Below are 13,352 nucleotides of genomic sequence, written 5' to 3'. Positions count from 1 at the left end.
GGAGGAGAACTCATGAGCTTAATATATGATAATCGCCCTTACAAAACACGCATTAAAGAGTGCTTGGCAGACGATTTCAAAGTTGCAGCCATCAAAAAAGCACAAGACGTGTTTTATGATAAACGTAATAGCGTTGTAGCTGAAGTGCCTGAATGGCTTGACTTCCGTGCAGAAGCGGCAGCGATTCGTGACCACGTTCTTAACAATTTGGATTACTATGTAAACCAATTTGCAGACAATGCAGAAAAAGCAGGTGCTAAAGTACACTTCGCTTTTGATGATAAAGAAGCTAATCAAATCGCTTTGAACATTCTTCGTGAAAAAGAAGCGAAAATGATAGTAAAATCTAAAACAATTTTAACTGAAGAAATTGGCTTGAACGAAGTATTAGAAGAAGCTGGTATCGAAGTTAACGAAACTGACTTGGCTGAGTTCATTTTGCAAACAGCAGTGAGCCCACCGTCTCACATCGTAGTACCAGGCCTTCACTTCGAACGTAACCGTATCCGCGAAATTTTCGCAGAAAAATTAGGTTACACTGGCACTGAAAATCCAGAAGAAATGACTCACTTCGTACGTGGTTATGTACGTGAGCGCTTCTTGAAAGCTGACGTTGGTGTTAACGGCTGTAACTTTGCGGTAGCTGCATCTGGTACTTGTACAATTGTATCTAATGAAGGTAACGGCCGTATGGCGAGCTCCATTCCTAAAACACAAATCGTGTTCTTAGGTACTGAGCGTATCGTGCCTGATTTCAAAGCCCTTGACGTTATGATGGAGATGTTGAACCGTTCTGCGGTAGGTGCTAAAATCTCCAACTACTTCTCTATGATGACAGGTCCTCAACGATCTGGCGAAGCGGATGGCCCAGAAGAAATGAACATTATCATTATCGACAATGGTCGTTCTGGCATCCTCGGTGGTAAATTCCAAGAAATGCTTCGTTGTATCCGCTGCGGTGCTTGTATGAATATTTGCCCAGTATACCGTCACATTTCTGGACATGGTTACGGCTCTGTATATCCAGGTCCAATGGGTGCTGTATTGACTCCATTGTTCAAAGGCTATGAAGTAGCTGGTGATCTTCCATATGCGTCTACATTGTGTGGTGCATGTACAGAAAACTGTCCAGTAGCGATTCCATTACATGAATTATTAATGGAACATCGTCATATTATGGCTGATATTGAAAAAACTCGTCCAAAAGCAGAAGAAGCTATCTTTACTGCAGCGGCTAAAGTATTCGGCAATTCCACATTGTTCGATCTTGGCACAAAAGCAGGTGCTCTTGGTATGAATTTAATTAGCAATAACGAAGGTAATATGCCTAAGTGGACGCAAGCAGTGCCTGTAATGGGTGGCTGGACTAAGTCCAAAGAAATGGGATCCTTGAAGTTCAAGAAGTTCCGTGACCTTTATGCTGAACATGAGAAAAACAAAAAAAAGGAGAATAAATAATGGATGAAGCTAAACGTAAACAATTTATTTCCCGTTTATCTCGTGCATTAGGCCGAGACCAAGCACTCTGCCCGGCGTATGTAGAAGATTTCGACTACAGCAAAGGTCCTCAAGAAACTATGTACCAAGACTTATCTCGTGATCAAGTCATCGCCATGTTCAAAGCTGAGTGTGATAAAAACGGTACTAAATATGTAAACACAACACCTGATAAATTAGGTGAAACAATTTTGGCAGCTATTGCTGATTGGGGTAATGGTAAAGTAGTATTCCCAAGTACTAAAGAAGTAGAGGAATACAAATTAAAAGAATTGTTCGCTAAAGATGCAGAAACTAACAATGGTGAACGCACGTATTTCCAATGGGATGCATCTCTTGGTCGTCAAGCGTGTATCGATAATACAGCTAATGCTGATATTGGTGTTACTTTCGCATCTTGTGGTATTGCAGAAACAGCTACGGTAGTACAAGAATCTACTGTTGAATCTGGTCGCGCTATTAGCTTGTTACCAGATACTCACATTGCTGTTGTGTACACAGATACAATTCGTCCTCGTATGACACAAACAATGGAGATGTTGCAAGAACGCTATAATGCAGATCCATCTGCATTCCCTGGTAATATCTGCTTAATCTCTGGCCCATCTCGTACTGCTGACATCGAACTTGTTCGCGTTGACGGTGCTCATGGTCCAATTCAATGTACATACATCTTAGTTGATCGCTAATCGAGATATATATAGTTTAGTTGATAACAATACGAAGTATATACATCTTCATTGATCGATAGGTCATAATTATAGTGAAAACTCAGTAGCGACTTAGTTTTCCTATTATGAAAGCGGCTTTCCTATGGAAGGCCGCTTTTTGTTGCTTAATTACAGGTAACTATGAAAGTTACTGATAATTATGAGATTTGGCAAAATTTTTCGATATAATTTCTTGTCAAATTGTGGATTTGTGCTATACTATAAATAACCTATTGATTTGATATGAATTAAACTGTTAATGCTATCGCTACCTCAGAAGAGGTAAGTGTGGCAAATTGCAAAGAGGTGCGTTATGAATATTCCATTTTTTCAAGATTACCTCATGCTAAGTGATCCCCTTAGTATAGGTATTATTGCCGTATTTGTGGCTTTATTATTCCTCATTTACGGTTTGCAACGCAAAGGTACATCCTTTGGTAATCTCGTTATTATCGGTACGGTGTTAGGTGCTCTATTGGGGATAGCTATTCAAATTGTTGCTGGCTTCCCTGATGATCCAGCAAAAGTTGTATACATTAAAGAAAGTACGAAATGGTTCTCCTTAGTGGGAGGCGGATTTATCGACTTAATCCGGATGCTCGTTATTCCTATCGTATTTATTTCTATCGTCCATGTTATCCTCAACATGGAGGCCGGTGCTAATCTTAAAAAATTAGTCGTAGCTATGGTAAGTACGAACTTAGGCATGGTTGCAATAGCTGCCATTGTAGGCTTGATCTTAGGTAATGCCTTTGGGTTAGGTCAAGGTTTTGACGTACTGGAATCGGGCCGTAAAATCAGAGAAATTAAACCGATGGTGGATACGTTCAGAGCGCTCATTCCGAGCAATCCAATTCAAGCGGCCGCTGAAACAAATGTTATCGGTATCGTAGTATTCGCCATCATTACGGGCAGTATTGCACGACTTATTAAGACAACAAAAGAAGACTCCTTAGAAGTATTTACCAAATTGTTCAATGAGCTACATAAAATCATCTCTTGGATGGCGGATTTCCTTATTGGATTAATGCCTTACGGTGTAGTAGCCTTGTTGGCATCTACATTGGCGACACGTGGCTTGCAAGCTGTCCTCGATATGGGCCTTTTCGTAGTTCTTCTCTATGTAGGTATTTTGATTATGTTTGTAATCCAAGCGATCTTGATTGCTGGCTTTGGATACAATCCGATTACCTATTTCAAAAAAGCAAAAGCACCGTTGCTCTTGGCTTTCACATCTCGCTCCTCTATGGGTGTATTGCCGCTCACTGTAGAAACGTTGACGAAACGTCTCGGCGTGAATCCGACGACGGCGAACACGGTGGCGTCCTTCGGTACTACAGCGGGCATGCAAGGTTGTGCCGGCGTGTTCCCGGCTCTCGTTGTTGTGTACATTTCTAATGTAGCGGGCATTCCGTTCGACATGACGATGTACATCATGAGCGTTATCGTTATCGCTATTGGTTCCGTTGGTATTGCCGGCGTTCCAGGAACGGCGACGATGGCGGCTTCTGTATCCCTTAGCGGTACAGGTCTTGGCGCATATTTTACGTCCATCAGCCCAATCTTGGCTATCGACCCATTGATTGACATGGGCCGTACATGCCTCAACGTATCTGGTTCCATGACCAACGCTCTTGTGGTAGATAAAATTATGGGCACTAATAATCAAACGGCTTACGATAATCCGAGCGAAGGGGAAGTGTAAAACTTAATAAAAGCTCACAACTGTTAATTTTAAAAATCAACAGTTGTGAGCTTTTTATTTTATATCTGAAAAAACAGTTTTATATGATATAATAGGCGGTATAGTAAAAGTTTGGGGGTATTTATTACTATGTTATTCACTGTAAATACAGAAGTCTGTACTCGTTGTGGCCTCTGTGTAGCTGATTGTCCTACAGGCCTTCTTGTTATGACCGATGATGGTCCTGTAACAGGTAAAGGTGGTTGTATTTCTTGTGGACATTGCATTTCCGTATGTCCTACGCTTGCTTTAGACAGCGATATGACGCCGCGTGCGGAACAGATAGATATTACAAAAGAAACTAAGTTTACACCGGAAGAGGCAGAGTTATTTTTACGTAGCCGTCGTTCTATCCGTAATTATCAAAATAAACCAGTACCGGCTGAATTGATTCGCCGCGTTCTTAACGTAGCTCGTATGGCTCCAACGGCGACAAATACGCAAGGTATTTCCTACATTGTTATTCGCAACAAAGAAAAGCTACGCCAAATTGCTGATCTTGTATTAGAATGGATGCATTTAGCCGGTAAAACTGTGCCTATTATGCGCCTTTATGCGCGCGTAGCACAAGCAGAAGTGGACAAAGGAAAAGAATATATTCTCCGTGATGCACCAGCTCTCGTGGTGGCCATTGGGTCTAAAAAAGATATTCATAGAACGCACGATAGCGGCCACTCTTGCTTGGCTTATGCTGAGTTGTTTGCCCCGTCTGTAGGCCTTGGTACGTGCTGGGCAGGCTTCTTCGAACACGCTGGTGAGGCAGAATACCAACCTTTGATGGAATTGTTGGGAATTCCTGACGACAAAATCGTAGCTGGAGCTATTCTCATGGGCTATCCGAAGGTAAAATATCGCAATATCGTAGAGCGTCAGCCTCTCGATGTGGTATTCGACGAAGAAGAGTAGCTAAATTAAAGAAGTATATATTGAATTGCCATATATTGAACTGAACACAATTATATAGGAATTTATGACAAATAAAAGAGGTTTCCTTGAAAGGAAACCTCTTTTTTTAGTTAGCAGATGTGATCGTGCCTTTGAACGTTTCGTCAATGAATTGTTTGATGGCGTCAGATTTGTAGATGTCTGCAATTTTTTTGTAAGTTTCGTTGTCTTTATCTACATCGCGGACCGCGAGGATCATAACAGCTAGTGGCTCATCTTTTGGTTCTAAGAAGAGGCCTTGTTCCTCTACATTAAGGCCAGCGCTTTGTACGTAGTTCATAGGAATAGTAGCTAATGCCACATCATCAAGACTACGTGGTAATTGAGCCGCTTCTAGTTCTTGGATGGTTAAGTTTTTAGGATTCGATGTAATATCTGCTACGGTAGCTTTGAAGCCAACGCCATCTTTCAACGTAATAAGACCTGCTTTGGCAAGTAATGCTAATCCACGGCCACCATTTGTAGGGTCGTTAGGGATGGCAACAATAGCGCCGTCTGCAACGTCTGCTGGGTTTTTCAAAGAATTGCTATAAATACCCATAGGCATTAAGATAGTTTTGCCAATGGCTACGAGATTAGAGCCATTCTGTTTGTTAAAGTTTTCCATAAATGGTACATGTTGGTAGGCGTTTAATTGAATGTCGCCATCAGCTAAGGCTTTATCTGGTGTGATGTAGTCGGAAAATTCTACAACTTGTAAGTTGATACCTTGTTTTTGCGCTTCTTTAGCTACCGCTTCCGCTACTTGTGCATGAGGGCCTGCAGTAGCACCGATTTTTATTTCTTTTGGGGTCGATGTAGGTTCGTTGTTAGAACCGCAACCAGCGATAGCGAATGCTAATGCACCAACAAGGAATGGAACAAATAATCGTTTTAATTTCATACTATCTCCCTTTCTAAACATAGAATAGTGAATCTCGATTTGTTTTTACCTGTTAGACGTTTGGTAGTATAGTCGTGAGTTCCCTATTCAAATGAATCTTAAAATGTAAATTATCATATTTTATATCCTATCATAGAGGTAGGTAACTGTATATTATATAATATATAGTGTTAGATATAGATTTAGGTTATAGTGAGCAGTACTATTTTCTTGTATAATAAATCTTATTAATCATTAATCGTTTCACATATCTTCCCTGACGAGGTGTCTTATGTCTACAGTCAACAAAGGGCGTCATGCTTTCAGTTATGCCTTACCTATTGCACTCCCCATAGGGGTGAGTTTCTTTTTTATTGGCCTTGGTTTTGGTTTATATGCCACTAGTCAAGGATTTCCTTGGTGGGTGCCGATGGTATTAGCCATGACTATTTTTGCTGGATCTATGGAATTCGTCACCATTGGTATGCTGATGGCTGGCTTTGATCCTGTAACGGCATTTATGCTGACGTTGTTCGTTAATGGTCGTCATATTTTTTATGGTCTGTCTATGTTACAAAAATATACCAATATGGGCTGGAAATGGTTTCCTACGGTGGCTTGGATGTGTGATGAAAGCTTCGCTATTAACGCTACTACAAAATTGCCAGATGATGTAGATGCAGGCTGGTTTTACTTTCATATATCGTGGCTTAATTATGCAGCGTGGGCTGTGAGCACATTGGTAGGTGGATTATTTGGTAATCTCTTGGCTAACTATGATTTGCGCGGTGTTGAATTTGTATTGCCAGGGTTGTTCATCGTTATTTTCTTAGAAATGTTGCTGAATAGTAAAAGCAATACGATACGGTTCTTTGGTATCAGTGGTGCGGTCATGGCTATTGTAATGCTCCTTTTATTTGGTTCATCTACATTCATGTTGCTATCTATGACCTGTATGCTTGTTGCTTGCTATATAGCATATACGTGGGGAGGTGTGCGTCTTGACTAATATAGAAATGGTCATTACTGTTGCTATAGTTGTTATTAGTACGCTATTTACACGGTTCTTGTCTTTTCTTGTGTTTCCAACAGGAAAACAAGCACCTCCCTTTGTTTTGTTCCTAGGCAAAGCATTGCCTGCATCCGTGATGGGCATGCTCGTTGTGTATACTTTTAAAGATACTACTATCTTATCTTATCCTTACGGTATACCTACTGCCGTAGCATGCGTCATAACAATAGGGCTACATATATGGAAACGAAACATGTTGCTATCTATTGCGATAGGGACGATTGTATATATGGTGATGGTGCAGAATGTGTAGGGGATAATAAATGAATTTTTCTTTTATAGAAAATCTTGTTTCAGAAAAAATTCAAGAGATTAAAGAGATGATTACTGAAAAGGATAAAAAGTAGTGTGATAATAAGGTAAGGAGATTATGATACATGTAGGTGGAGTAATTTTTGCGATTAGCTTCGGGATATTATTGTATGGAGTGACTAAACGTTCAAAGTTACGAAAAGAATTTAGATATTGGCTTTTTTTGATAGGTATTGTAAATTTTAGTTTATTGATGGTCAGTTTTTTTGGTGGATATACATCTTTTAGACGAATAGTAATTTATTTGTTAATGGGGTTATTATGGATTTTATGGGGATTAATGAAAGTAGTTTCAGAATGTTATGAGATAAAAACAATTAAAAATGAACAGTCAGAGAACTATGAAAAGTTAATATATGAAAAAACAAAGAATATTCGAAATGCTGTCATAGCATGTATTATTTTTCTTATATGGATTATTTATTCAATAGTTTATGATCAAGTTAGTTTACTATAAAAGTTGGATTAATATAGACCCCGTTTATATCTTTGCATGTACTGCTAAATTCAAACTGCCACGTTGCTATTTAATTAGAGATAAGTAATATCGGGGCTTCATCATCTCAGCATATAGGTATTCTATTACCTCACTTATGAGTTTTTGTTAGTAATTACATGCGAAAAGTATCCATAGAACGACATGTTACTGCGTTTTATGGATACTTTTTATTTTTACATATTTTGTTTGCGTGTATGTTCTACTTCACCTGCAACAACCGCTCAATACCCGCTGCCGTATGGTGATTTTCAAGGAATGCTCGTTGATCTAATAGTTCCATAACGTCCATGTCGATGTTGGTGAGTTTAAAGTCGAATACGTCAAAGTTAGATTGCATGTGCTCGAGGCTACTCGCCTTTGGCAATGGAATGAAGCCTCGTTGGATGTGCCATCGTAAAATGATTTGGTGTTTTGTTTTTCCGTATTTTTCAGCCAAGCTTTTAATAATAGGATGGTCGAGGACTGGTTGGCGGTCTCGTGTGAAGGGAGACCAAGCCATGCCCACAACTTGGTATTGGCGCATTACTTGCCACAATGGTTGTCGTTGATTGAATGGGTGACATTCCACTTGGTTCACTGCTGGTTTTACATTGGCATGGTGAATCAAATCGACTAATCGGTCAGCGTAGAAATTAGATGTGCCTAAAGCGCGCAATACGTTTTGGTCATATAATTCTTCCATAGCGCGCCACGAACCGTAGTAATCGCCAATGGGTTGATGAACGAGCATAATGTCGATGTAGTCTGTATTGAGCTTTTTGAGGGAACTTTCAATAGCACGCATCGTATTATCGTAGCCAGCGTCAGTGTGCCAAATTTTCGTAGATACGATGATGTCGCTTCGATTGATGTTCGATTGAGCCATGGCGCGGCCGATGGCCTCCTCATTTTGGTACATGGCCGCTGTGTCGAGTAAGCGATAGCCTGCAGAGAGAGCGTTCATAACGATTTGTTCAGTTTCTACGTCAGAACCAGCTTTATAGGTGCCGAACCCAATAGAGGGGATAAAGCTGCCATTGTTTAATATTCTAAAATCCATCCGTTCTTCCATGATGACCTCCTAGTTGTGTACATTTTTATTTATTGTATCACAGTCATAAGTATTTCGTGATTTTATAATAGAACTATCGAAAACTACTCTTATTTATGGTATACTAAGATATTGATAATCATCAATGTATTGTAAAAATAAGGTGAACTCATGAAACGACTTAGACTCTGTTCTATAGTAGGTGTCTTTGTAATGGTGATGGCTCTCATCGTTGGTTGCGGCACATCTACGGTGTCCGTTGCAGATGTAACGTACAAGGACATGCCTTTACAGATTCAAAATGATGCCAATGTAACGGCTTTAAATAAGGCGACTATTACTAGTACTATAACGGGACCTGTTGTATATGCTGTGAAAGTCGGCGATGTAGTGACACAAGGTCAGTTGCTAGCTACTATTGATACGTCTGCGTTACAACAACAATTAGCGTCTTTGCAAGGGCAATTGAGCCAAGCGCAAGTTGATGTGCCAGCAGTGGTAACACAGTCTGCACCGACAGTTGATAGCGCTCAATTAGAACGAGCTCGCCAAATGCGCGAAGCTGGTAATATTACAGAAAAAGAATATAATCGTATTTTAGAGCGTGCGCAACCGCAAGTTGTTACGTCTGGCGGCGGTGGTGCAAACACGGCATTAATTGCTTCCTTAGAAGTACAAATCGCACAAGTGCAAGCGCAAATGGCGGCTGCTACGATTACGGCTCCTATGGATGGGGTTGTGACGGCCATTTATAATGAAGATCGTCAAATGGCTATTGCTGAACGACCGTTGATGTTAATTCAACAAAATACGCCAATGGTGGCATCTCTTAGCATTCCTCGTGATGCGGCTATGAAATTAGCGGAACCAGCAGCGAAACCGACCATCAAAGTATCGTTGCATGTAAACAACACCGATATTCCTGGTGAATTAACTTGCGTCGATACGAATCAACCCGACAATGTGCCGAGCGTCCTTGTGAAAGCTACTTTTAACAATGATAACAATGCCATCAAAGCTGGCGAGTTCTATAGTTTGACTATCGCCTCTGAGGCGCGAGCGCAAATGCTCGTCGTTCCTGCTGATGCAGTTCGAGAGAGTCCAGATGGCAAATTTGTTTACGTATTAACGGAAAATAGCACTGTCGACGTCCGCGTTGTAGAAACAGGGGAGGCCCAAGACGGTGTCGTGGCTATTATGAATGGTCTCAACGAAGGGGAGAAGGTTATTACTACTAAAGGGACTTTCGAACTAGGTGAGACAGTGAAGGTCGCATAGAATACATAGGGATGGTCTGTATGTGAGATTACATGATTTAAATCTTGTGAACGGCTCATAGAGTTATATATCCTTCGAGGATTTTGTTAGGAGGAGATTATTATTTTAGAATTTAAACGTTTTGAATTGAAAGATAAACCGCTCATCGATTCTTATTTTAGTGAGCATCATTACGAAGCATCTGATAATTGTTTTACTACATTGTTTATGTGGCAAGATCCATACGGCATCCGTTGGGCCGAAGAAAATGGTGTGTTGTACATCCAAGGTGGTGGTAAGCGAGACATTTTCCTATTGCCTCCGTTTGCCGGTAAAGACGCTAAGTTTTTAGATGGTTTATTGCGCGCTAAAGAATGGTTCGTAGAAAATAATTTGCCATTCCGCTTTAAAGGCGTCAGCGCTATTGTAAAAGAGCGCATGGAAGAATTGTGCCCTGGTCGCTATACATATACGCCAGACCGCGACAATTACGAATATATTTATAAGACGGAAGACCTTATTACCTTGTCTGGTAAAAAGTTACGGCAAAAGAAGAATCATCTAAATCAATTCCGTATGCAATATTCAAATTATGAATATTTACCAATTACAGAAGATATCATCCCGTTGTGCCGTGAAGTAGCTGCTGCTTGGGCAGAAAAACATCATGAAGAAGGCACAGAAGACGAATTGACAGCCATTAATTTATTGTTTGATAACTGGGAAGCCTTAGGCCTCAAAGGGGGCGCTATTAAGCTCTTTGGTCGCATCGAAGCGTTCAGTATTGGTGAATTGTTAAATGAACGGATTGCTTTGATTCATATTGAAAAAGCAAATCCTGAAATTCGAGGCTTGTACCAAGCTATCAACAATGAATTTGTGCGCCATGAATTTAGCGATACAGAATTTATTAACCGTGAAGAAGATATGGGAATGCCTGGCTTGCGTCAAGCGAAAGAGTCCTACAACCCTCATCATTTTGCGGAAAAATATGATGCTGTTTATGCTAATGAAGCAGACAATGCTACTGGTGGTAAATCATAGAATTGTCATACATAGAGCATACGGCATATAGAGACTGGTAGGGATAATACAAAAGAGCAGTGCTATAGCACTGCTCTTATTGTTAGGAAGGAGTTATTGTGGATTTTAGAATTGCAACACCTCAAGATACACCTCATGTAGAATCGCTTTGGGCGTATTGTTTTGAGCCTAAAGAGGATCCTTTTTTTCAATATTACTTTGGACATTGCTATGAGCCAGAGAACACTGTCATTGGTTTGAAAGATGACCAATTGGTAAGTACCGTGCACCTCCGTCAATACAATCTCAATGTGCGCGGCGCTGTGCTTCCTACGAGCTACATGGTAGGCGTTGCTACGCATCCTGCTGCACGTCGTGGTGGTGTGGGGGGCGCCTTATTGAAATCGTCTCTCGAAGAGTTGCGTCACCGTGGACAAGCCATGACGATTTTGATGCCTTCCAAGGCTGGTTTCTATCAGCAATACGGATGGGATTTATATGCTCATCAATGGGTGCAGACGATGAGTTTAGATGACTTGCGCCCTTTGACGGATAAGACCTTGTCCTTCGGCTTGATTACTGAGGTAGATCAATGGACGCTGCTCGATCCAGTTTATAAAGGATATACAAAAGGTCTTTCTGGTTTTGCGGAGCGCAGCGAGAAGGACTGGAAACGATTGCTTGGCAGTTTCTTTGCTGAAAACGTTCACGTTGCGGTGGTGAAAGATGAGAACAACACCATTGAAGGCTACGCCGTATATCGCTTGGGGGCGCCGGAAATTCCTGTTACAGAATTTGTATATACTACACGTCGTGCACAGCGAGCATTGCTCAATTATTTTTATAATCATCGCTCCCAAGGTGAAAGCATCCGCTGGAATGAAGGATTGCACGATAGAGGCTATATTTTCCAACCAGATGGTAAGACAGGACATACCACAATGCCGTACATGATGAGTCGTATTGTAGACGTCAAAACGGCTATAGAGGCTATCCCTATTCACCCTGATGCGGCTATGATGCCCATTACACTAAATATTAAGGTAACAGACTCCCTTTGCGAATGGAACAACGGTATCTTTGCTGTTACCTTTGGCAATGGGCCGACGCCGACAGTTTCTCGATTAAGTATTTCCGAGGCGAGTGGTGCTAGTCATGGTGCGACTGTTTTAAGAGATAGTAAAAATGATGCTGAAGAAATAGAGCTTACTATCGACATCGGCGGCCTTAGCGTGTTGCTTATGGGACGTGTGTCCGCTAGTGATCTCGCTTTCGAAGGTAAATTAGAAGGTCACGAAGATTGGATACGTTATTTAGACTTAGTGTACCCGAAACAGAACACATACATTAATGAGTGGTGGTAAGATGAGTTGGAAAACATATACAGTAAAGGAGGATACAGATCAAACTGTATCCTCCTATGTAAAAGAGCGATTTTCTTTATCGTCCCGTCATATACAGATGATGTTTCGTAAGAAACGGGTAAAAGTGAATAGTCGGGTGGCCCATTCTAAGCGATTATTGAAAAAAGGGGACGTCATTACGTTACAGCTCCCACGGGATACCGATTATGGCGTTGAAGTCGAAATGGGACCACTTACGGTGCTCTATGAAGACGCTCATACCTTGGTGGTAGAGAAGCCGCCTTTTATGCTCGTTCATCCTACGGGGCAAACGACAAAGCATACGCTAAGTAATTTGGTAGCTGGCCACTACGCTAAACAAGGGGCGGTGTATAAAATCCGTCCTGTGCATCGGCTAGACAGAGACACGTCGGGCTGCGTCCTTTTTGGAAAGACAAGAGAAGCGCAACAATACTATTCTGAACAATTGCAACATGGACATGTGCATCGCCTATATCGAGGTTATGTAGTAGGCTGTGTCCAAGAGGATGGCGTTGTCAATGAAGCCATTGGCGTAGATCCGGTGTTCGATAATCGTCGCTGTATTGATGAATTCGGCGATGAAGCTATCACCGAATACCGCATCATCCATGCTGCTGATGATACAACAGAATTAGAATTTACTCTTCTAACCGGTCGAACCCATCAAATTCGAGTGCATATGGCTCATATAGGTCATCCCATCGTAGGGGATGCTATGTATGGAACTAGGAAGAATCCGTATACGAGACAAGCGCTGCACGCCTATGCGTTGCGCTTTGTGCCTTATGAGAAGAGTGATGAAATTACTATTACATCCCCTGTGCCAGATTGTTTTGGTCAGGAATCTAGCCCTAAGTGATGTAGGATAAAAATTATAATTCCAGTTTATAGGGTGATGGTAGGCTATTAGGATAAATTGGGCTTATATAATGGTAAACGAAAAAAGGTTCTATAATAAATGTTGGGGTGTCACCATCAAGGTGGCACAACCAACATTATTTTTTTGCAAAAAAAAT

The 13,352-nt window shown here is 41.1% G+C and carries 13 protein-coding genes; 11 read left to right on the top strand and 2 right to left on the bottom strand.

The features are described 5' to 3' along the window. Positions 1-12 precede the first annotated feature (12 nt). The 4 genes from NFR29_RS06245 (at position 13) to NFR29_RS06230 (ending at position 4,857) form a co-directional block, all read left to right on the top strand. Positions 13-1,458 (top strand): LutB/LldF family L-lactate oxidation iron-sulfur protein, encoded by a 1,446-nt coding sequence (locus NFR29_RS06245; RefSeq protein WP_251424604.1) that lies wholly within the window; start codon positions 13-15, stop codon positions 1,456-1,458. Continuing rightward, on the top strand, positions 1,458-2,186 hold the full coding sequence (locus tag NFR29_RS06240; protein WP_251424602.1) for a LutC/YkgG family protein: 729 nt from the start codon (positions 1,458-1,460) through the stop codon (positions 2,184-2,186). Before NFR29_RS06245 ends, NFR29_RS06240 begins: the two co-directional genes overlap by 1 nt. A gap of 334 nt (positions 2,187-2,520) precedes the next feature. Then, complete coding sequence (locus tag NFR29_RS06235; RefSeq protein ID WP_251424600.1) at positions 2,521-3,912, top strand: cation:dicarboxylate symporter family transporter; 1,392 nt, start codon at positions 2,521-2,523, stop codon at positions 3,910-3,912. Between the two features lie 129 nt (positions 3,913-4,041). Further along, the gene (locus NFR29_RS06230; RefSeq protein WP_251424598.1) at positions 4,042-4,857 is read left to right on the top strand and encodes a nitroreductase family protein; all 816 of its coding nucleotides are present in this window, start codon (positions 4,042-4,044) and stop codon (positions 4,855-4,857) included. A gap of 106 nt (positions 4,858-4,963) precedes the next feature. Here the strand turns inward: NFR29_RS06230 and NFR29_RS06225 are convergent, their stop codons facing one another. Beyond that, entirely contained in the window at positions 4,964-5,779 is an 816-nt protein-coding gene (locus NFR29_RS06225; RefSeq protein ID WP_251424596.1) for a MetQ/NlpA family ABC transporter substrate-binding protein, read from the bottom strand. Positions 5,780-6,050: 271 nt separating this feature from the next. On the opposite strand from NFR29_RS06225, the gene NFR29_RS06220 reads away from it, so the two are divergent. The 3 genes from NFR29_RS06220 (at position 6,051) to NFR29_RS06210 (ending at position 7,599) form a co-directional block, all read left to right on the top strand. Next, positions 6,051-6,767 carry an AzlC family ABC transporter permease gene (locus NFR29_RS06220; RefSeq protein ID WP_251424594.1) on the top strand — a complete coding sequence of 239 codons (717 nt, stop codon included), beginning with the start codon at positions 6,051-6,053 and terminating at the stop codon, positions 6,765-6,767. Then, on the top strand, positions 6,760-7,083 hold the full coding sequence (locus NFR29_RS06215) for a branched-chain amino acid transporter permease (RefSeq protein ID WP_277612508.1): 324 nt from the start codon (positions 6,760-6,762) through the stop codon (positions 7,081-7,083). Before NFR29_RS06220 ends, NFR29_RS06215 begins: the two co-directional genes overlap by 8 nt. 117 nt (positions 7,084-7,200) lie before the next feature. Continuing rightward, positions 7,201-7,599 carry a hypothetical protein gene (locus NFR29_RS06210; protein ID WP_251424592.1) on the top strand — a complete coding sequence of 133 codons (399 nt, stop codon included), beginning with the start codon at positions 7,201-7,203 and terminating at the stop codon, positions 7,597-7,599. 241 nt (positions 7,600-7,840) lie between these two features. Here the strand turns inward: NFR29_RS06210 and NFR29_RS06205 are convergent, their stop codons facing one another. Further along, positions 7,841-8,692, bottom strand: coding sequence for an aldo/keto reductase (locus NFR29_RS06205; protein ID WP_251424590.1), 852 nt, complete (start codon positions 8,690-8,692; stop codon positions 7,841-7,843). Between the two features lie 150 nt (positions 8,693-8,842). Between NFR29_RS06205 and NFR29_RS06200 the strand changes: the two genes are divergently transcribed. The 4 genes from NFR29_RS06200 to NFR29_RS06185 all read left to right on the top strand — a co-directional run bounded on the left by NFR29_RS06200 (position 8,843) and on the right by NFR29_RS06185 (position 13,195). Beyond that, positions 8,843-9,949: an efflux RND transporter periplasmic adaptor subunit gene (locus NFR29_RS06200; RefSeq protein WP_251424588.1), complete on the top strand. Its 1,107-nt coding sequence runs from the start codon at positions 8,843-8,845 to the stop codon at positions 9,947-9,949. 126 nt (positions 9,950-10,075) lie between these two features. Further along, the gene (locus NFR29_RS06195) at positions 10,076-10,972 is read left to right on the top strand and encodes a DUF2156 domain-containing protein (protein WP_251424586.1); all 897 of its coding nucleotides are present in this window, start codon (positions 10,076-10,078) and stop codon (positions 10,970-10,972) included. A 98-nt stretch (positions 10,973-11,070) separates the two neighbouring features. After that, positions 11,071-12,315, top strand: coding sequence for a GNAT family N-acetyltransferase (locus tag NFR29_RS06190; protein ID WP_251424584.1), 1,245 nt, complete (start codon positions 11,071-11,073; stop codon positions 12,313-12,315). A gap of 1 nt (position 12,316) precedes the next feature. Then, the gene (locus tag NFR29_RS06185) at positions 12,317-13,195 is read left to right on the top strand and encodes an RluA family pseudouridine synthase (RefSeq protein WP_251424582.1); all 879 of its coding nucleotides are present in this window, start codon (positions 12,317-12,319) and stop codon (positions 13,193-13,195) included. Positions 13,196-13,352 lie beyond the last annotated feature (157 nt).

This window comes from Veillonella agrestimuris, assembly GCF_943193065.1.
GTDB classification, from domain to species: Bacteria; Bacillota; Negativicutes; order Veillonellales; family Veillonellaceae; genus Veillonella; species Veillonella agrestimuris.
This window is presented reverse-complemented; position numbering and strand designations above follow the sequence as displayed.